At 73.1% G+C, this 17,474-nt stretch carries 17 protein-coding genes and 1 pseudogene; 9 read left to right on the top strand and 9 right to left on the bottom strand.

From position 1 onward, the window contains the following. Positions 1-102 precede the first annotated feature (102 nt). From AB0G32_RS34055 to AB0G32_RS34045, 3 genes are read right to left on the bottom strand one after another with little or no spacing between them, the layout of a single operon-like run. Positions 103-852, bottom strand: a complete 750-nt coding sequence (locus AB0G32_RS34055; RefSeq protein ID WP_361172456.1) for a succinate dehydrogenase/fumarate reductase iron-sulfur subunit — start codon at positions 850-852, stop codon at positions 103-105. Next, the gene (locus AB0G32_RS34050) at positions 849-2,798 is read right to left on the bottom strand and encodes a fumarate reductase/succinate dehydrogenase flavoprotein subunit (protein ID WP_361172453.1); all 1,950 of its coding nucleotides are present in this window, start codon (positions 2,796-2,798) and stop codon (positions 849-851) included. Before AB0G32_RS34050 ends, AB0G32_RS34055 begins: the two co-directional genes overlap by 4 nt. A gap of 2 nt (positions 2,799-2,800) precedes the next feature. Further along, positions 2,801-3,472 carry a succinate dehydrogenase gene (locus AB0G32_RS34045; protein ID WP_361172450.1) on the bottom strand — a complete coding sequence of 224 codons (672 nt, stop codon included), beginning with the start codon at positions 3,470-3,472 and terminating at the stop codon, positions 2,801-2,803. A gap of 78 nt (positions 3,473-3,550) precedes the next feature. Between AB0G32_RS34045 and AB0G32_RS34040 the strand changes: the two are divergent. Beyond that, positions 3,551-4,488 (top strand): annotated as a pseudogene (locus tag AB0G32_RS34040) (LysR substrate-binding domain-containing protein). Between the two features lie 169 nt (positions 4,489-4,657). Here the strand turns inward: AB0G32_RS34040 and AB0G32_RS34035 are convergent. From AB0G32_RS34035 to AB0G32_RS34025, 3 genes are all read right to left on the bottom strand, one after another. After that, positions 4,658-6,799 carry an EAL domain-containing protein gene (locus AB0G32_RS34035; RefSeq protein WP_361172447.1) on the bottom strand — a complete coding sequence of 714 codons (2,142 nt, stop codon included), beginning with the start codon at positions 6,797-6,799 and terminating at the stop codon, positions 4,658-4,660. Continuing rightward, positions 6,796-7,608 (bottom strand): SAM-dependent methyltransferase, encoded by an 813-nt coding sequence (locus AB0G32_RS34030; protein ID WP_361172445.1) that lies wholly within the window; start codon positions 7,606-7,608, stop codon positions 6,796-6,798. Before AB0G32_RS34030 ends, AB0G32_RS34035 begins: the two co-directional genes overlap by 4 nt. Positions 7,609-7,797: 189 nt before the next feature. Then, a complete protein-coding gene (locus AB0G32_RS34025; RefSeq protein ID WP_361172442.1) occupies positions 7,798-8,715 on the bottom strand; it encodes an SCO0930 family lipoprotein in 918 nt (305 codons plus the stop codon). Between the two features lie 702 nt (positions 8,716-9,417). On the opposite strand from AB0G32_RS34025, the gene AB0G32_RS34020 reads away from it, so the two are divergent. From AB0G32_RS34020 to AB0G32_RS34010, 3 genes are all read left to right on the top strand, one after another. After that, positions 9,418-9,549, top strand: coding sequence for a hypothetical protein (locus AB0G32_RS34020; RefSeq protein WP_361172439.1), 132 nt, complete (start codon positions 9,418-9,420; stop codon positions 9,547-9,549). Positions 9,550-9,565: 16 nt separating this feature from the next. Beyond that, positions 9,566-10,330 carry a hypothetical protein gene (locus AB0G32_RS34015; protein WP_361172436.1) on the top strand — a complete coding sequence of 255 codons (765 nt, stop codon included), beginning with the start codon at positions 9,566-9,568 and terminating at the stop codon, positions 10,328-10,330. A 202-nt stretch (positions 10,331-10,532) separates the two neighbouring features. Further along, on the top strand, positions 10,533-11,135 hold the full coding sequence (locus AB0G32_RS34010; RefSeq protein WP_361172433.1) for a hypothetical protein: 603 nt from the start codon (positions 10,533-10,535) through the stop codon (positions 11,133-11,135). 150 nt (positions 11,136-11,285) lie between these two features. Here AB0G32_RS34010 and AB0G32_RS34005 read toward each other — a convergent pair whose 3' ends face one another. After that, positions 11,286-11,780, bottom strand: a complete 495-nt coding sequence (locus tag AB0G32_RS34005; RefSeq protein ID WP_361172430.1) for a hypothetical protein — start codon at positions 11,778-11,780, stop codon at positions 11,286-11,288. 333 nt (positions 11,781-12,113) lie between these two features. Here AB0G32_RS34005 and AB0G32_RS34000 point away from each other — a divergent pair, with 333 nt between their 5' ends. Beyond that, positions 12,114-12,779 carry a class F sortase gene (locus AB0G32_RS34000; protein ID WP_361172427.1) on the top strand — a complete coding sequence of 222 codons (666 nt, stop codon included), beginning with the start codon at positions 12,114-12,116 and terminating at the stop codon, positions 12,777-12,779. Between the two features lie 27 nt (positions 12,780-12,806). Here AB0G32_RS34000 and AB0G32_RS33995 read toward each other — a convergent pair whose 3' ends face one another. Continuing rightward, positions 12,807-13,649, bottom strand: a complete 843-nt coding sequence (locus tag AB0G32_RS33995; protein ID WP_361172424.1) for a polysaccharide deacetylase family protein — start codon at positions 13,647-13,649, stop codon at positions 12,807-12,809. A gap of 105 nt (positions 13,650-13,754) precedes the next feature. On the opposite strand from AB0G32_RS33995, the gene AB0G32_RS33990 reads away from it, so the two are divergent. Beyond that, on the top strand, positions 13,755-14,225 hold the full coding sequence (locus AB0G32_RS33990; RefSeq protein ID WP_361172421.1) for a universal stress protein: 471 nt from the start codon (positions 13,755-13,757) through the stop codon (positions 14,223-14,225). A gap of 102 nt (positions 14,226-14,327) precedes the next feature. Here the strand turns inward: AB0G32_RS33990 and AB0G32_RS33985 are convergent, their stop codons facing one another. After that, positions 14,328-15,398, bottom strand: coding sequence for a CapA family protein (locus AB0G32_RS33985; protein ID WP_361172417.1), 1,071 nt, complete (start codon positions 15,396-15,398; stop codon positions 14,328-14,330). Between the two features lie 229 nt (positions 15,399-15,627). Between AB0G32_RS33985 and AB0G32_RS33980 the strand changes: the two genes are divergently transcribed. The 3 genes from AB0G32_RS33980 to AB0G32_RS33970 all read left to right on the top strand — a co-directional run. After that, on the top strand, positions 15,628-16,176 hold the full coding sequence (locus AB0G32_RS33980) for a sigma-70 family RNA polymerase sigma factor (RefSeq protein ID WP_361172414.1): 549 nt from the start codon (positions 15,628-15,630) through the stop codon (positions 16,174-16,176). Between the two features lie 146 nt (positions 16,177-16,322). Further along, positions 16,323-16,829 carry a hypothetical protein gene (locus tag AB0G32_RS33975; protein ID WP_361172411.1) on the top strand — a complete coding sequence of 169 codons (507 nt, stop codon included), beginning with the start codon at positions 16,323-16,325 and terminating at the stop codon, positions 16,827-16,829. A 370-nt stretch (positions 16,830-17,199) separates the two neighbouring features. Then, on the top strand, positions 17,200-17,474 hold a 275-nt coding region (locus tag AB0G32_RS33970), incomplete at its 3' end, for a zf-HC2 domain-containing protein (RefSeq protein WP_361172408.1).

Raw genomic sequence — 17,474 nt, 5'->3', positions numbered from 1 at the left:
GTGCGCTCGCTGAATCCCCGGGGCGCGACATGCGAGACGGGGCCGGAAGGAGCACCTCTCCCGGCCCCGCCCGTCCGCACATGTCGGCGAACGTTCAGACGACTACCGCTTCCCGGCCTTGCGGGCAGCCCGCAGCCACTCCTTGTTCATGCTTGTGATGGACATCAGCGGAATCCCCTTGGGGCAGGCGGTGGCGCACTCGCCGGCCAGCGTGCACCCGCCGAACCCCTCCGCGTCCATCTGCCCCACCATGTCCAGCACCCGGGACTCCCGCTCGGGCGCCCCCTGCGGCAGCACGTTGAGATGGTTCACCTTCGCGGACGTGAACAGCATCGCCGCCCCGTTGGGACACGCGGCGACACACGCCCCGCAGCCGATGCACTCCGCGTGCTCGAACGCGAAGTCCGCGTCGGCCTTCGGCACCGGCGTCGCGTGCGCCTCCGGCGCCGCCCCGGTGGGCGCGGTGACGTACCCGCCGGCCTGGATGATCCGGTCGAACGCCGACCGGTCCACCACCAGGTCCTTCACGACCGGGAACGCGGACGCCCGCCACGGCTCGATGTCGATGGTGTCGCCGTCCCGGAACGACCGCATGTGCAGCTGACAGGTGGTCGTCCGCTCCGGACCGTGCGCGTCGCCGTTGATGACGAGCGAGCAGGCGCCGCAGATGCCCTCGCGGCAGTCGTGGTCGAAGGCGACCGGGTCGTCGCCCTTGAGGATCAGCTCCTCGTTGAGGGTGTCGAGCATCTCCAGGAACGACATGTCCTGCGAGATCCCGTCCACCTGGTACGTGGACATGGCGCCTTCGGCGTCGGCGTTCTTCTGGCGCCAGACGCGCAGGGTGAGCCTCATGCGTAGCTCCGCTGGGTGGGGTGGACGTACTCGAAGACCAGGTCTTCCTTGTGCAGGACGGGCGCCTCGCCGGTGCCGGCGAACTGCCAGGCGGCGGCGTAGGAGAACTCCTCGTCGACCCGGGCGGCCTCGCCGTCCGGGGTCTGGGACTCCTCGCGGAAGTGGCCGCCGCAGGACTCGGCGCGGTGCAGCGCGTCGAGGCACATCAGCTCGGCCAGCTCCAGATAGTCGACGACCCGGTTGGCCTTCTCCAGCGACTGGTTGAACTCCTCGCCGGTGCCCGGCACCTTGATCCGGCGCCAGAACTCCTCCCGGATCTGCGGGATCCGCTCCAGGGCCTTGCGCAGGCCGGCGTCGGTGCGGGCCATGCCGCAGAACTCCCACATCAGCTCGCCGAGTTCGCGGTGGAAGGAGTCGGGGGTGCGGTCGCCGTCGACGGACAGCAGCAGGTTCAGCCGGTCCTGGGTCTCGGCCAGCACCTCCTGCACCACCGGGTGGTCGTCGCCGACCTGGTCCCGGTGCGGGTGCCGGGCGAGGTAGTCGTTGATGGTGGCCGGCAGCACGAAGTAGCCGTCGGCCAGGCCCTGCATCAGCGCGGAGGCGCCGAGCCGGTTGGCGCCGTGGTCGGAGAAGTTGGCCTCGCCGACCGCGAACAGGCCCGGGACGGTGGTCTGGAGGTCGTAGTCGACCCACAGGCCGCCCATCGTGTAGTGCACGGCGGGGTAGATCCGCATCGGCACCTGGTACGGATCTTCGTCGGTGATCCGCTGGTACATGTCGAAGAGGTTGCCGTACTTGGCCTCGACCGCCCCCCGCCCCATCCGCTCGATGGCGTCCGCGAAGTCCAGGTACACGCCCTGCCCGCCGGGGCCCACGCCCCGCCCCTCGTCGCAGACGTTCTTCGCGGCGCGGGAGGCGATGTCCCGGGGGACGAGGTTGCCGAAGGACGGGTAGATGCGCTCCAGGTAGTAGTCGCGCTCGTCCTCGGGGATCTTGTTGGCCGGGCGGTCGTCGCCCTTGGCCTTCGGCACCCAGATCCGGCCGTCGTTGCGCAGCGACTCGCTCATCAGGGTCAGCTTGGACTGGTGGTCGCCGGTGCGCGGGATGCAGGTGGGGTGGATCTGGGTGAAGCAGGGGTTGGCGAAGTAGGCGCCGCGCCGGTGCGCCCGCCAGACGGCGGTCGCGTTGGAGTTCATGGCGTTGGTCGACAGGTAGAAGACGTTGCCGTAACCGCCGCTGGCCAGCACCACCGCGTCCGCGTAGTACGTGTCGATCTTCCCGGTGATCAGGTCCCGGGCGACGATCCCCCGGGCCCGCCCGTCGACGACGATCACGTCGAGCATCTCGGTACGGGGGTGCAGCTCGATGTTCCCGGCCGCCACCTGCCGGCTGAGCGCCTGGTAGGCGCCGAGCAGCAGTTGCTGGCCGGTCTGGCCGCGGGCGTAGAACGTCCGGGAGACCTGGACGCCGCCGAAGGAGCGGGTGTCGAGCAGACCGCCGTACTCGCGGGCGAAGGGCACGCCCTGCGCCACGCACTGGTCGATGATCTCCACCGAGATCTGGGCGAGCCGGTGGACGTTGGACTCCCTCGCCCGGAAGTCGCCGCCCTTGACCGTGTCGTAGAAGAGGCGGTGCACGGAGTCGCCGTCGTTGCGGTAGTTCTTCGCCGCGTTGATGCCGCCCTGGGCGGCGATGGAGTGCGCCCGGCGCGGGGAGTCCTGGTAGCAGAACTGGACGACGTGGTAGCCCTGTTCGGCGAGGGTCGCCCCGGCGGAACCGCCCGCGAGGCCGGTGCCCACCACGATCACCGTGTGCTTGCGCCGGTTGGCGGGGTTGACCAGCTTGGCCTCGAAGCGGCGCTTGTCCCAGCGCTCGCTGACCGGGCCGGCCGGGGCCTTGGTGTCGGCGACCGGCTCACCGGTCGTGTAGTCGGCGTAGGAAGTCATGGTCAGCCCACCAATCCGGTCATGACGCCCACGGGGACGGCGACGAAGCCGGCCGTGAGCAGCAGCGCGAGGACGTTGCCGGCGGTCTTCAGGACGCGGTCGCGGCTGCGGCGGCCGGCGCCGAGGGTCTGGGCGGCGCTCCAGAAGCCGTGCTGGATGTGCAGGCCGAGGGCGAGCATGGCGACGATGTAGATGACGTTGCCGTACCAGGTGGAGAAGGTGTCCACGACGTTCTGGTAGGGCTTGCCCGACTGGAAGCCGCCGGAGTGCACGGTGCCGGTGGTCAGGTCCAGGATGTGCCAGACGATGAACAGGGCCAGGATGATCCCGCCGTACCGCATGGTGTTCGTGGCGTAACTGGCCCGCTTGCGCTTGTGCACGTACTTGGTGGGCCGGGCCCTGAGGTCGCGGCGGCTGAGCTGGTACGCGGAGACGGCGTGCGCGACGACGGCGACCACCAGCACGATCCGGACCAGCCACAGCGTCCACTCGTAGTGCATGAACGGCTCACCGACCGTGCGCAGCCAGTGGGCGTAGTGGTTGAACTCCGCCGTGCCGAAGAAGATCTTCAGGTTGCCGATCATGTGGACGACCAGGTACAGCAGCATGATCAGTCCGCTGACCGCCATCACGGTCTTCTTGCCGACGGTGGAGTCCCACACGGTGCGTGCCATGGACGGCCGTCGGTCCGTCCGCGTTGCCAGAGCCATGTCACAAGACGCTAGGGCCGAAGGGCCCCATCGGTCCAAGACATGGTCCGGCTCGTTTCGATAGGCGTCGCCTATCGAGGACCTATGCTGGCGAGGTGCACTTCCAGCAGCTCCAGTACTTCGTGGCGGTGGCCGAGACCCGGCACTTCACCCGGGCCGCCGATCTCGTCCATGTCTCCCAGCCGTCGCTGTCCCAGCAGATCAAGGCGCTGGAGCGGGAGCTGGGCGCCGATCTGTTCCAGCGGGCCCGGGGCAACATCACGCTGACCGACGCCGGGGAGGCGCTGCTGCCGCTGGCCCGGCGCATCCTCGCCGACGCGGACACCGCCCGGCACGAGGTGCGGGAACTGGTGGAGCTGCGTGGCGGCCGGGTCCGGCTCGGCGCCACGCCGAGCCTGTGCACCGGTCTGCTCCCCGACGTGCTGCGCGCCTTCCACGACCGCTATCCCGGCATCCGGCTGCTGATCGAGGAGGGCGGCAGCCACGACCTGGTACGGGAGCTGGCGCGCGGTGCGCTGGATCTGGCGCTGGTCGTGCTGCCGCTGCCCACGCCGTCGCCGGCGCTGACCACGGTGGAGCTGCTGCGCGAGGACCTGGTGGTGGTGTCGTCGCCGGAGGAGCCGAAGCCCGGGGGCGGGCGGCGGGCGGTGGACATCGGGGACCTGGAGGGCGAGCGGCTGGTGATGTTCCGGCACGGCTACGACCTGCGGGAGCTGACCGTGGCGGCGTGCCGCTCCGCCGGGTTCGAGCCGAGTTTCGCCGTCGAGGGCGGTGAGATGGACGCGGTCCTCGGCTTTGTGCGGGCGGGGCTGGGGATCGCGGTGGTGCCCCGGATGGTGGCGGCGCGGTCGGGGCGGGGCCTGCGGGTCACTCCGCTGACCCGGCCCGGACTGCACCGCACGATCGCGCTGGCCCACCGCAGCGACGTGGCTCCGCCGCGGGCGGCCCGGGAACTCCAGCGGATGCTGCTGGAACGGTGACTTTCCGACACCGGGTGCGGACATGCCCCTGGGGGCGCGGGGCTGTGTCGATATGCGGCTCCGCCGCGTGGGCGCGAGCAACCACGACGAAAGCCGCACGTCCCGTCGTCGAGTGCGGGTCCGTTGTGGCTGGTCGCGCAGTTCCCCGCGCCCCTTTCGGGGCGTTCAGTCACCCCGTGGCATCCACCAGCGCCAGCTCGTGCAACCGTTCCGGCGGGCCGGGGCGGGCGTAGTACCAGCCCTGGGCCGTGTCGCAGCCCAGTATGCGGAGCTGTTCCGCCTGCGCGCCCGTCTCCACGCCCTCCACGGTGACCGTCAGATCGAGGCCGTGGGCGAGGGAGACGATGCCCTCGACGATCCGGAGGTCGACCGGGTCGGCCGGGAACTGCTGCATGCTCTGGGTGAAGGAGCGGTCCAGTTTCAGCACGCTCACCGGCAGCCGGCGCAGGTTGGCCAGGTTGGAGTAGCCGGTGCCGAAGTCGTCCAGCGCGATGTCCACGCCCATCTCGGCAAGGCGCCGCAGCGGTTTGAGGAGATCGTCGTCCGCGCCGATCAGGGCCGACTCGGTCACCTCCAGGCACAGCGCGTCCGGCGCGACCCCGGCCCGTTCCAGGATGTCGACGGTGTCCTGGACCAGCCCGGGGTGGGTGAGCTGGCAGGGGGACAGGTTGACGTTGATCCGCAGCGGGTCCGCGCCGCCGTCGCCGTACAGTTCCCGCCAGGCGCGGGCCTGCCGCACCGACTGCTCCAGGACCCAGCGGCCCAGCGGCACGATCAGGCCGGTGTGCTCGGCGAGCGGAATGAAGCGGTCCGGGCCGAGCACGCCGTGCTGCGGGTGCAGCCAGCGCACCAGCGCCTCCGCGCCGCGCACACTGCCGTCGCCGAGGTGGACCAGCGGCTGGTACTCGATGAAGAACTCGCCGCGCTCGAGGGCCGCGGGCAGCGCCGTGGTCAGTCCGTGCCGGGTGATGGCGCGGGCGTCGGCCTCCGGGTCGGCCAGTTCGTAGCGGTTGCCGCCCGCCGACTTGGCCCGGTACATGGTGATGTCGGCGCTGCGCAGCACCTCGGCCGCGCTGCGCTCCCCCGCCGGTCCCTCGACGATGCCGACGGAGCCGCGCACGGTGATCTCCCGGCCGTCGATGCTGATCGGCGCGAGCAGCGCGTTCATGATCCGGCCGGCCAGCTCGTCCACCTCGTGCACGGTGTCCGGGCCGGTGGTCAGCGCCACGAACTCGTCGCCGCCGAGCCGGGCCACCATCTCGCCGGGCGCGGTGGCGCAGCCCTGGAGCCGGTCGGCGACCTCCACCAGGAGCCGGTCGCCGGCCGCGTGGCCGAGGCTGTCGTTGACGGTCTTGAAGCCGTCCAGGTCGAGGTAGCACAGGCCGAAGCGCTGGCCCGGGCCGGCGTTCAGCGCCTTCTCCAGGCGTTCGAAGAAGAAGCTGCGGTTGGGCAGGCCGGTGAGCGCGTCGTGGGTGGCCTCGTAGCGCAGCCGCAGGTTGAGCAGGCGGCGCTCGGTGGTGTCCTCCATCAGCGCGAGCTGGTACTGCGGGACGCCGTCGGCGTCGCGCAGCAGGGAGACGGTCAGGTTGGTCCACAGCACGGTGCCGTCGGGCCGGTAGAACGCCTTCTCCACGTGGTAGTGCTCGCGCTCGCCGCGCACCAGCTCGTCGTAGAGCCGCCAGGTCTGCGGGGCGTCGTCGGGGTGGGTCCAGTCCCGCACCCGGCCCTGGCGCAGCTTCTGGTCGGTGAGGCCGAACATGCGCGTCAGCGCCTCGTTGACCTGGAGGATGTTGCCGTCCAGGTCGGCGATGCCGATGCCTATGGCGGCGCCCTCGAAGACCGCGCGGAAGCGGGCCTCGCTGGCGTGCAGCGCGGCGGCCACCACGCCCTGTGCCTTCAGCGCGGCCTGTGCGATGGCCTCCTGCTCGGCCAGGGTGCGGGCGCGCAGCGCCGCGGCGAACCCGGCGGCCATCGCGTGCTGCATCCGCGCGGAGCGGGCCCGCAGGTCCTCCTGGTCGCCGCCCTCGCCGCAGTAGAGCACCAGGTAGGCGTCGACGCAGTCCAGGGTGCGGCTGAGCGCCTCGGGATCGGTGCAGTGCGCGTCGACGAGGGCGGCGCCGACCGCCTTGGCCGCCTCCCCCTCGAAGGCCCGGGCGCGCAGCACCTCGCTCAGCCGCCGGGCCAGCGGCAGCAGTTCGGCCTCGAACTCCGGCCGGGTCGACGACGTCGTGGTGACGGGGAACACCGCCCGGCTCCAGATCGTGGCGAACCGGCGCAGTCTGTCCTCGGGCCCGTCCGGCTGCGCCATCACGCGGTACGCCCCACGCCGGCGAAACCGGAGAAGGCGTAGGGGTCCTCGCCCTCCGGTGCCTCCTCGGGGCGCCAGCGCGCCATCGGCACCAGTCCGGGTTCCACCATGTCGTACCCCTCGAAGAACCGCGCGATCTCCTCGCGCGTGCGCATGATCAGCGGGTTGCGGATGTCCTTGTACACGTCCACCGCGCCCGAGGCCCGCTCGGGCGGCAGCGGGATGTGCTCGTACGCGGCGTGCGTGAGGACGAGCATGCTGCCGGGAGCGAGCGCGGAGCTCAACTCGGCCACCGCCGCGTACGGGTCGTCCTCGTCATCCACGAAGTGCAGTATGGCAACGAGCAGCAGGGCCACCGGCCGATTCAGGTCGATCAGCCGCTCCACCTGCTCGGCGGCGAGGATCTCGCGCGGCTTGCGCAGGTCGGCGGCGACCACGTCCGCGGCCGCGTCGCCGGCCAGCACCGCCTGGCTGTGCGCGACCGCCACCGGGTCGTGGTCGACGTAGACCACCCGGGCGCCGGGACAGGCCCGCCGGGCCACCTCGTGGACGTTGCCGAAGGTCGGGATGCCGGAGCCGACGTCCAGGAACTGGGTGATGCCCTCGGCGGCGGCGAAGCGCACGGCGCGGCGCATGAAGGCCCGGTTGGCCTGCATGACCTTGGGCAGTCCCGGCATGAACTCCATGGCCCGGCGGGCCGCTTCCCGGTCGACCTCGAAATTGTGCGAACCGCCCAGGTAGAAGTCGTAGATGCGGGACACGCTGGGCACCGTGATGTCAATGCTCCGCGGGGCCCAGGCGGGACGCTCCATCTGGTTCTCCAAGGCTCAAGGCGATCCGGTGTTCGAGCAGAGGCTACTGATCGCCCGCCAAAGGAGCGAGCGGAAACGGAAATTGACCATCCGTTCCCGGTCACTGCCCGTGGCACGTGCCGGGTGCGGGCAGCGCGCAGCGGGCCGCCCCTCCGCGCCGAGGCGGAGGGGCGGCCCACTGCTCCCGTGCTACTTCTTGACCGGCTTTCCGTCGGGTGCGACGGCGTACCAGGTGCCGCCGACGCCCTGGCCGTTGATGTCGCCGGCCTCCGCGTCGCCGGCGAAGGTGTACAGCGGCCAGCAGTCAAGGGTCTGCTGGGCCGCGCCGTCCGGGCGGGTGAAGCTCATCAGGCCCTTCTTCTCCACGTCCTCCGTGTCGGCGGCCTCGACGGGGGCGACGACCGGCCATTTCTTCAGGCACTCGCCGGTGCAGGCGGACACCGGGTCCGGCCAGGCCTCGTCCTTCAGGAAGCGGTAGACCGTCATCCCGTCCTTGTCGACGACGATCTCGCCGAGGTCGGGGTCCTCGCGGGTGGACAGGCTGGGCCGGGCCGCCTTCTTGCCGTCGGCGGCGAGCGCGAACCACTTGCCGTTCACGCCCTGGCCCTTGACGTCCCCGGCCGCCGTGTCCTTGGCGTAGCGGTACGCCGGCCAGCCGCCGATGGTCAGCTGTTTGGTGCCGTCGGCGCGGGTGACCTCGCCGAGCAGGGACTCGTCGATGCCCTCGCCGGCGATGGCGTCGTCGGCGGCCACCGGCGGCCAGGCCGTGGCGCAGTCCGCCTCGCAGGTCGTCTTCGGCGGCTTCGCGGTGTCGGCGTCGAACCGGTACAGGGTGCGGCCGGCGCCGTCGGTCACCAGCTCGCCGATCTCGTCGTCGGCGGCGACGGACAGCTTGCCCGCGGCGGCCGGGCTTGCCGACCGCGCGTCCCCGGCGTCCGCGCCGAGCCCCTGGCCCGCGCCGACGGTGCCGATCTCGCCGGGCTGGGCCGAGGCGCCCACGTTCTGGCTGCCGCCCGCGGCGCCGCCGTCCTGACCGCACGCCGTCGTCAGCGCCAGCACCACCGCGGCGCTCGCCACGAGTGAGGCGCTTCGCCACGAGGTCCTCATCGTCAACTCCCCCTTCTTGGATGGGTGGTGCGGAGAACTGCCGTTCTCCGCACGGCATGGGGTACGGACGGGCGGCCCGGTGGTGTTCAACGGCGGCGGGGATTTCTTCAACGGCGCTTACCACATCCACGAGTTGGCCATACGTACGTACGAGCCGGGGTCCCTCCTTCGGGGCAATCCGGTGCCATCCCGGCGTGCCCCGTCGCGGCACGCTCCATGATTCGCCACGTGCATGCACCCGAACCGATCCGATCCGCCCCCGCCGGACGGACGTTGGCCCTGGTGACGCTGGCGTTCGCACTCGCCGGCGCCCCCGCGGCCCCCGCGGCGGCGGACGCGTGCGCGTACGTGTCGAACGGCCCCGGGGACACCAGGGCCGCGGCGGTCGCCGGCCGCGGCGGCACCTGGCCCACGTTCCCGCCGTGCCCGCCGCCGACGCCGACTCCTACGCCCACGCCCACGCCGCCCGAGCCGCCGAAGCCGACGCCCCCGAAGCCGCCGTCGCCCAAACCCCCGGCCCCGCCCCCGCGGACGCCGTCCGCGCCGGTCCGTCCCACGTCCGAGCCGCCCGCGCCACCGCGGCCGGCTCCCCCGCCGCCCGCCCGGTCACCGGCCCCGGCGCCGAGCGCCACCCCGGCGCCCGAGCCGCCGCGCCGGCCGGCTCCGTCGGCCTCGCCCACGCCCCGGCCGTCCCTGACGCCGGTGCACTACCCGCGCTACCGCTCCGCGCCGCAGCGCCCCCGCTCCCCGCGCGGCGCCATGCGTCCGCTCGTCTTCGTCCTGCTCATCCTGATCCCCGCGCTGGCCGCCGTCGTCGCCCTGCGCCCGCGCTGATCCCTGGAGGCTTCTCTTGCCGGAATGGCTTGTTCTCACCCTCGCGATGCTGGCCGCCTGTGCCGTCGTGGTCGTCATCACCCTCGTCCGGCACCGCAGGGCCGCCGAGGACGAGGACATCACCGAGACCCCTGACGTCATCGAGTACATGACCATGTGGATCGGCGTGGTGTACGCCATCGTCCTGGGCCTGGCCATCGCAGGCGTCTGGGAGGCGCGCAGCGCCGCCCAGGACCACGTCCAGGCGGAGGCGGTGGCACTGCACGAGGTCTCGGAGCGGGTCCGGGTCTATCCGCCCGACGTCCGCGACCGGATTCGGGACGATGTCAATGCCTATGTCGGACACGTCGTCCGGGTCGAGTGGCCGGCCATGGCCGAGACCGGGGACGTCACGGAGCGCGGCACCGTGCTGCTCGACCGGCTCCGCGCGGACGTGACCGACTACGAGCCGAAGTCGGACTTCGAGGCCCAGGCCTACCAGCCGCTCCTGGACCAGGTGAGCGCCGCCGACCAGGCCCGCACCTCGCGGGCCGAGTCGACCGGGTCGACCATGCCGGGGGTGGTGTGGTTCGGGCTCATCATCGGCGGTGCCGTCACCATCGGCATGGTCTTCGCCCTGCAGATCCGGCGCACCGCGCGCGAACTGGTGCTGGCCGGGCTGTTCTCGGCGCTGATCGCGTTCCTGCTCTTCCTCATCTGGGACTTCGACGACCCGTACGGACGGGGCTTCGGCGCGTCGACCGACCCGTACCTGGGGCTCTTCCCCGGCCTCATGAGCTGAGGGCGTCCGGCCCCCGGGCGGCGGGCACCGGGGCGGCGCGCCCCATGCCCGTCGTCCCCTGGGCGGCCCACACCCTTGCCCCATTCGCGCGACTGCGATCGCGCCCACCCGCGCGCCTTCCTAGCGTTTCGGACATCGAGGTGCAGGCCCGTCGCGAGCGGAACAGGTCCGCAGCTGCTCCTCGGAACCCGGAGGATGCCTCATGCGCGCGATACCCGCCGCCATACCCGTCGCTTCGGCCGCACTGCTGGGCGCCTGTGCCCTCACCTCCTGCGTCCCGGCCGCCGGCGCGGCCGGCGAGGGCACCGTCACGCCGTTCGGTTTCCGCGTCCAGCCCTCCACCATCGCGCCGGGCGGCGAGGTCACGCTGCTCGTCGACCGCGCCGACGGCCGCTGCAAGGGCCCGGCGACGGTCTCCGCCCCGGTGTTCGACCCGGTGACCATTCCGCCCCGGCACACGCACGCGCGGGCCGTGGTCGACCTGGACGCCAAACCCGGTGCGGTCTACCAGGTGGCGTTCCGGTGCGACGGGGCGGCCGGGACGACCGGCCTGACCATCACCCGCCAGGGACCGAGTCCCTCGCCGCCGCCGCAGCCCCCGCCCACCCTGGTGCCGCCGCCCCCGGACCAGCCCGGGCACGGGCAGCACCACGAGCACCCCGACAAGGGTGTGCACGCCGGCGCGGGCGGCACCGTGGCGGGCTTCGACCTCAGGACCCTCGGGCTCGGCGCGGTCCTGGTGGCCGGCTCGGTGGGAGCGGCGTACCACTTCTCCCGCCGCCGCACCGGCGAGGACGGCGGCTGACGAAGCGGCCCCCGTGCCACAGCACTTCGCCCCGGCTCCCCTCCCAGGGGAGCCGGGGCGAAGTGCTGTGGCGTACTGTCGCGCGGCCCGTACGGCGCCCGTGGGCCCGCCCCCCGAAGGCGGGGCCCGGCCGGGCGCCGGGCACACCGGTCAGGCGCGCCGCTCGGCCCGGCGGCGCATCCAGAACAGGCCACCGCCCGCCACCGCCGCGGCGACCAGCCCGCCGCCGATCGCGATGTCGGTCGGCGTGGCGCCGCTGGAGTTGCTGCCGCCGACACCGCCCCGGACACCGCCGATGACGGTGAAGGCGGCCGGCCGGGTCAGCGTCCGGCCCGAGCAGTTGACGGTGATGTCGTACGAGCCGGGGCGGGCGTCGCTGTTGATGGTGGCGACGCCCTTCGAGGTCTCGTTGGCGCCCCGGACCGGCGTCAGGTGGGTGGTCGGGAAGGCGCGCGAGGTCATCGTGCCGCCGTCCCGGCAGCCGTCGACGGTGACGGTCATCTGGCCGCCGCGGGCGATGACGCTGGGCAGGGCCACGATGTTGCTCGGCGTGTCCCACGCGACGGCCGTGGGAGCGGCGAGCCCGAGCACCCCGGTAACAACGACGGCGGCGCCTGTGGCCGCCAGGGCACGGGAGTTACGCATGTGATCCTCCGCGGAAGACGCCCCGGGACCCGTCCCCGGTCGATCGGCGAGAAAGCGCCTCCCGGAAAAACCCTCAGTTGGTGCGGCGATGGCCGCATTTCGGCGCTGGTCCGTCCTGGTGAGCCCGGTCGCCGTGACGGAACCGCGGCAGCGGATATCACCGCAGGTCACGGACTGTCAGAAATTTCCCGTACCCCGCGCCCCGGATGGCTCACCGGCCGAATGCGGGGCCACCCGTTCGCATCCGCCCCGTCGCCGCTGGGCCGGGCGGCACTTAGCGTTTTCCGTATGCGCGACTGACACGGCGACGGCTGTGTCGAGAGGGGATGTCGAATGGCTGCGTCCGAGCTGGCCGAAGAGGAGGAGCGGCACAGGAAGCGCGCTCCGTGGGGAGTCATAGCGCTTGTTCTGCTGACCGGCCTGGCACTCATCCGCAACGGTTCGGGGGAATTCGACGTGGGCCCGCCCCAGCCGGCGTCGGCCGCCGCGTCCCGGGCCCGGCCCGCGGAGGGCACCGCCCTGCCGCAGGCCGTCGCGCCGCTGCCGTACGCGGTGCCCGACCGGGTGCGGATCCCGGCGATCCAGGTCGACGCGCCGATGATGCCGGTGGGCCTGGACGCGGACGGCTGGGTCGGCGCGCCGCCGCCCGAGGACCCGAATCTGGCCGGCTGGTTCACCGGCGCGGTCTCGCCGGGCGAGAAGGGCACCGCGGTCGTGGTCGGCCATGTCGACAACAAACAGGGCCCGGCGGTCTTCTACGGGCTCGGCGCCCTGAAGCAGGGAAACGAGGTGGAGGTCGCCCGCGCGGACGGAAAGACGGCCGAGTTCGAGATCTACGGCATCGAGGTCTTCGAGAAGGACGATTTCCCCGGCGACCGGGTGTACGCCTCCAAGGGAAGTCCGGAATTGCGGGTCATCACCTGCGGCGGCGGATTCTCCAAGCAGAACGGTTACGCGGGGAACGTGGTCGCTTTCGCCCGCCTGACCGGTGTTCGCTGAGCGGAATTCCGGCCGGGCGGGCGGGCGTCACAGGTGCTGCCGCCGGGGGACGGTGAGGTGGTATCCGGAGTCCAGCAGGTTCGGGAGGTAGGAGCGCAGGGCGCGCACGCTCTGCGAACGGTCGCCCCCGGCGTCGTGCGAGAGCACCACGACACCGGGGGCGGCGCCGTCCTCGACCCGGTCGACGATGGTGCGGGTGCCGGGGGCGGTCCAGTCCAGGGTGTCGACGGTCCAGGCGAGCGGTTCCATGCCGAGTTCGGCGCCGAGCTGGAAGGCGGCGCGGTTCCACGCCCCGTACGGCGCCCGGAACCAGCGGGGCGGCTCGCCACAGGCGTCGTCGACGACCTCGGTGGTGCGCTCCATCTCGGCGCGGATCCGCTTGCGGGTGAGGCTGGTGAGCAGGGGGTGGGACCAGGTGTGGTTGCCGACCACGTGGCCGTCGTCGGCCATCCGGGCCAGCAGGTCCTTGTTGTCCACGGCCATCTCGCCGCACACGAAGAACATCGCGCGGACCTCGTACTCGGCCAGGGTGTCGAGGATGTCGGGGGTGTAGCGGGGGTCGGGGCCGTCGTCGAAGGTCAGCACCATGGTGCGGCCGCGTCCGGAGATGTTCAGGAGCGGCTCGCGCCGGACCGGGGTGGGGGCGTGCGGGGCGCGCGGCGGGCCGTATCCGGTCAGGGGCCGCAGGCGGTAGGCGGCGGGCTTAAGCGCGCGGCGGGCCTCGGGGCCGGGGACGGGGGCGGCGGGCCGGGCCGGGACCGGCGCCTTGCCCGCGAGGGCTCCGAGGACGCCGGCGGTGCCGGCCGCCCCCACCGCGGCGGCGCCGGCGAGCAACGCGCCGCGCCGCGTGAGCAACTGATCCGTCTTCATGACTCATCAGTCGCCCGGCCGCGGGCCGACGCACCAGTACGGCACCGGAGCGGCGGCACGAATCCACCCGCCCGGACCAGCGGTGCCTTCCGATAACCTCGCCGCGTGACGGAACCGGAACAGCAGCATTCGCATCAGTTCGAGCGGGGCACGGACGGGCCCAAGGTCATTCTCGTCGGCGTGGACGGGTCGGACTCCTCGCTCCGCGCGGCGGCCTACGCCGGTGGCCTGGCCCGGCGGCAGCACGCGCTGCTCGCCGTGGTGTACGTGCAGCCGATGCTGGCGGGCGGGGTGTCGCTGGGGGCGCCGGTCGCGGAGACGACCGACGAGATCGCGGAGGACCTGGTCGCCCACATCCGGGAGGCGACCGAGCGGGTGAAGGGGATATTCGAGGTCCGCTGGGAGTTCCACACGTTCCGCGGCGACCCGTTCAACGGGCTCCGCACGGCGGCCGACGACCTGAAGGCGGACGCCGTGGTGGTGGGCGCCTCCGAACAGGCCGGCCACCGCCTGGTCGGCTCCGTCGCCATCCGCCTGGTGAAGACGGGCCACTGGCCGGTGACGGTGGTGCCCTGACGTGAGGGTGGTGCCCTGACGTGACGGGGCGCTCTGGCGTGAGGGTGGTGCCCTGACGCGAGAGGGGCCCGGGGCGATGCGTGCCCGGCCCGGCCGCCGGCCCTACTCGCCCATCGTCAGGCCGTCCTCGGCCGCGCCCCGGCCGAGGACCACGTCCCGGACGCGGTCGCGCACGGCGCGTACCTCGGCGCCCTGGGCGAGGGCCCGGTTGAGGTTCACCACCCGGCCCGCGTCCACGTCGAAGAGCTGCGGCACGAACTCGGCCCGGGTGACCTTCCAGCGGCCGCCGGGCCGGGCGGGCGGGGCGAAGGTGAAGCGGCCGAGGGTGGACTGGTTGCCGCGCGGATCGGGCACCCCCGCGTCGTTGATCATCTCGCCGGCGACTTGGTCGCCCGTCCCGTAGACCACCCAGGTGCCGTTGACCTTCTCGTACGCCTGCGGGACGTGCGCGTGGCCGCCGACGATCAGGTCGACCGCGGGCCGCCCGGCGGTCCGGGCCGCGGTGAGCGCGCGGGCCAGCGACCGCTGCCGCTCGTCGGGGGCCTCCTGCCACTCGGTGCCCCAGCGCAGCGAGACGACCACCACGTCGGCGCCGGCCTCGCGGGCGGCCGCGGCGTCGGCCGGCACCCGGGCCCGCAGGTCGGTGCCGTGGGCGTAGGCGAGATGGGCGATCTCGGCGCCGCCGGCCCGCAGGACGGTCACGGTGCGGGCCTCCCGCTCGTCGCGCGCGGCCCCGGCGTGCCGTACCCCGGCCCGGTCGAGGGCGTCGAGGGTGCGGCGCAGGCCGGCTCCGCCGTCGTCGGGGCCGTGGCCGGCGGCGGTGGAGCAGCCGTCGTAGCCGGTGGCCGCGAGGCCCGCCGCCGCCTCGGGCGGGAACTCGGCGGTCTCCAGGTGGCACAGGGCCAGGTCGGCCCGGGACACGACGGGAGCGATGCCGGCCAGCATCGGGCGGAAGTCGTATCCGGAGCCGCCGCCCGCGTCGAACCGGGCCCGCTCGATGACCGAGTCGTGCGGCAGGACGTCACCGGAGGCGACCAGGGTGAAGGCGCCGGCGTCCTTCGGCGGCGGGGCCGGGCGGCCCGGCGACGGCTCCCGGTCGTGGGCCTGGCAGGCCGCGCCCGCGGTGAGGACGGCGGTCAGGGCCAGTGCCACCTGTCGGCTGCGTGTGATCATCCGTTCACCCCGCTGTGGTCCCGCACGGATAAAAGTAGGATTTACACACAAATAGGTAAGGAGTTCCGGAGCCCCTCCCCCGGTTCCGACACGCCCTTTAGCCCGTCCGGCGTGCGCGGACGCCGGGCACCGACCGTTCGTCGAACCGTTCGCCGACGCGATCGACCGTCCGCCGCACACCCGTGCGCCCGCCCTGTCCCCCGGCCGCCCCCTGCGATGCCATACGGCCATGACGGCCGGAACCACCCTCACCCACGGGACGACGACCGCCGAGCACGAGCTCGCCGCCCTCCAGCGCGAGCACGGCCGGCCGCTGTTCGGGCTGCTGCTGCGGCTGTGCGACGGCGACCGGCAGCGCGCCGAGGACCTCCTCCAGGAGACCCTGGTGCGCGCCTGGCAGCACCCCGAAGCGCTGCGCGCGGGCGACTTCGCCTCCGCCCGGCCCTGGCTGCTCACCGTCGCCCGGCGGCTCGCGATCGACGCCCGGCGGGCCCGGCAGGCCCGGCCGCCCGAGGTCGGCGACGCCGCCCTGGCGAACGCGCCGGTCTGCGCGGACCACGCCGAACGCGCCGCCGCCGCCCTCGACGTACGCGAGGCTGTGAAGACTCTCACCCCGGAACACCGTGAAGTCCTGGTGCTCGTGTACTTCCAGGGGGCGAGCGTGGCGGAAGCGGCGGCGGCTCTGGGCATACCGGCGGGTACCGTGAAGTCCCGGGCGTTCTACGCGCTGCGTGCCCTGCGCCGGGTGCTACCGGGATACGCCACCGACCTGCGGTGAAACCGGACGCCGGGTCAAGCCTCCGTAAAGCGCCTTGCCGTGGACCCCCGTTGGGTAATCGGCTGTCCTCATCCGTGTTCCGGACGGGGTCCTCGACAGGGCCCGGGTGGGGCGACGCACACGCACCGGAGGAAGGGCTGCGAGGGATGCTGCACAGAGGTCACGAGAGCACGGACGGCAGCGGCGGCGACGAACTGGTCGTCCCCATGGCGTGGTTGTACGCCGAGTACGTCGCCGACGAACTGCTGCGCGGCGGGGATCTGATGCCGCCGACGTCCTTCGAGTTCCGCGCCGGGCGCTACGCGCTGGCGCTGACCATCTTCCTGTCCGACACCGACGGCGAGCTGTGCGGTGCCCAGGTGGTCTCCCGGCTGGAGACCTGGCTCTCCTTGACGGCGTACGACCAGCCGTGGCGGGAGTGGGTGCGCGAGCGGCTCGCCGAGACCACGGCCGGGGTCCGCCGCCCGGACGCGGACCTGGTGCTGGCCCGGGCGGCGTGGCGGTGGCTCCAGGACACCGAGCTGCTCGCCCCGGACCTGAACGCGGTACCGGGCGGCGCCCCGGCCACCGGCGAGGACGAGGGCCCGAAGGTGTGGACCCCGGCGTGGCAGCTGGGGCTGCCGCTGGGGCATCTCGCGATCCACCTGTTCTGAGCCACCACCGCGACCGCCACCACCGCGACCACCGCCGGCGGACCGCGCCGACGGAGGTGGGACGTGGCCGCCGCGGCCTCGCGAGTGCGCGGAAGGCCGTCGGCGCCGGAGACGATGCGGGAGCGCCCTCGTCCGCGGGGTGCGCGGGCGTAAGGCGGCGACGCGGCCGGACACCGTGTGCGCGGCGTACGCCGTGGGTTCCTCCGTCCACCCGCCGGAGCACCCGATCCGGGTGCTGACCGAGCAGTTGGCGTGCGACGGTACCGGCCGGGCGGCGTATTCGTCCGCGTCCGCGTGAGTGATTCGGCGCCGCGCCGCGTACCGGAGGGGGCACGGTACGCCACCCCCACCGACGGCACGAGGATGCGGCATGAGGTCCCTGGAGAGGCATCGCGACGCGGGCGCCTACGCGCTCGGCGTGCTCGACGAGCGGGACGCGTTCCGCTTCGAGGACCATCTCATGGGGTGCCCGCGCTGCACCGCGACGGTGACCGGGTTCCGCCCGGTGACCCGGCAGTTGCTGCTGTACCGCCGGGCGACCCCGGCCGCCGTCGCGGGCGGCGGGCTCAGCCGCGTCGACACCGGCTCCTTCACGGTGACCGCCACCGCCGAACTCCCCACCGACACCCTCTGGTTCGTCACCCC

Origin of the sequence: Streptomyces sp. NPDC023723 (assembly GCF_040639815.1) — a bacterium.
In the GTDB taxonomy this organism is placed as follows: domain Bacteria; phylum Actinomycetota; class Actinomycetes; order Streptomycetales; family Streptomycetaceae; genus Streptomyces.
Note: the sequence above shows the minus strand (reverse complement) of the source record. Positions and strands in the feature narration are given on the sequence as shown.

Coding starts and splice junctions, on each gene's coding strand:
- AB0G32_RS34055 (WP_361172456.1), bottom strand. CDS start 852: ATGAGGCTCACCCTGCGCGTCTGGCGCCAGAAGAACGCCGACGCCGAA.
- AB0G32_RS34050 (WP_361172453.1), bottom strand. CDS start 2,798: ATGACTTCCTACGCCGACTACACGACCGGTGAGCCGGTCGCCGACACC.
- AB0G32_RS34045 (WP_361172450.1), bottom strand. CDS start 3,472: ATGGCACGCACCGTGTGGGACTCCACCGTCGGCAAGAAGACCGTGATG.
- AB0G32_RS34030 (WP_361172445.1), bottom strand. CDS start 7,608: ATGGAGCGTCCCGCCTGGGCCCCGCGGAGCATTGACATCACGGTGCCC.
- AB0G32_RS34025 (WP_361172442.1), bottom strand. CDS start 8,715: ATGAGGACCTCGTGGCGAAGCGCCTCACTCGTGGCGAGCGCCGCGGTG.
- AB0G32_RS34010 (WP_361172433.1), top strand. CDS start 10,533: ATGCGCGCGATACCCGCCGCCATACCCGTCGCTTCGGCCGCACTGCTG.
- AB0G32_RS34005 (WP_361172430.1), bottom strand. CDS start 11,780: ATGCGTAACTCCCGTGCCCTGGCGGCCACAGGCGCCGCCGTCGTTGTT.
- AB0G32_RS34000 (WP_361172427.1), top strand. CDS start 12,114: ATGGCTGCGTCCGAGCTGGCCGAAGAGGAGGAGCGGCACAGGAAGCGC.
- AB0G32_RS33995 (WP_361172424.1), bottom strand. CDS start 13,649: ATGAAGACGGATCAGTTGCTCACGCGGCGCGGCGCGTTGCTCGCCGGC.
- AB0G32_RS33985 (WP_361172417.1), bottom strand. CDS start 15,398: ATGATCACACGCAGCCGACAGGTGGCACTGGCCCTGACCGCCGTCCTC.
- AB0G32_RS33980 (WP_361172414.1), top strand. CDS start 15,628: ATGACGGCCGGAACCACCCTCACCCACGGGACGACGACCGCCGAGCAC.
- AB0G32_RS33975 (WP_361172411.1), top strand. CDS start 16,323: ATGCTGCACAGAGGTCACGAGAGCACGGACGGCAGCGGCGGCGACGAA.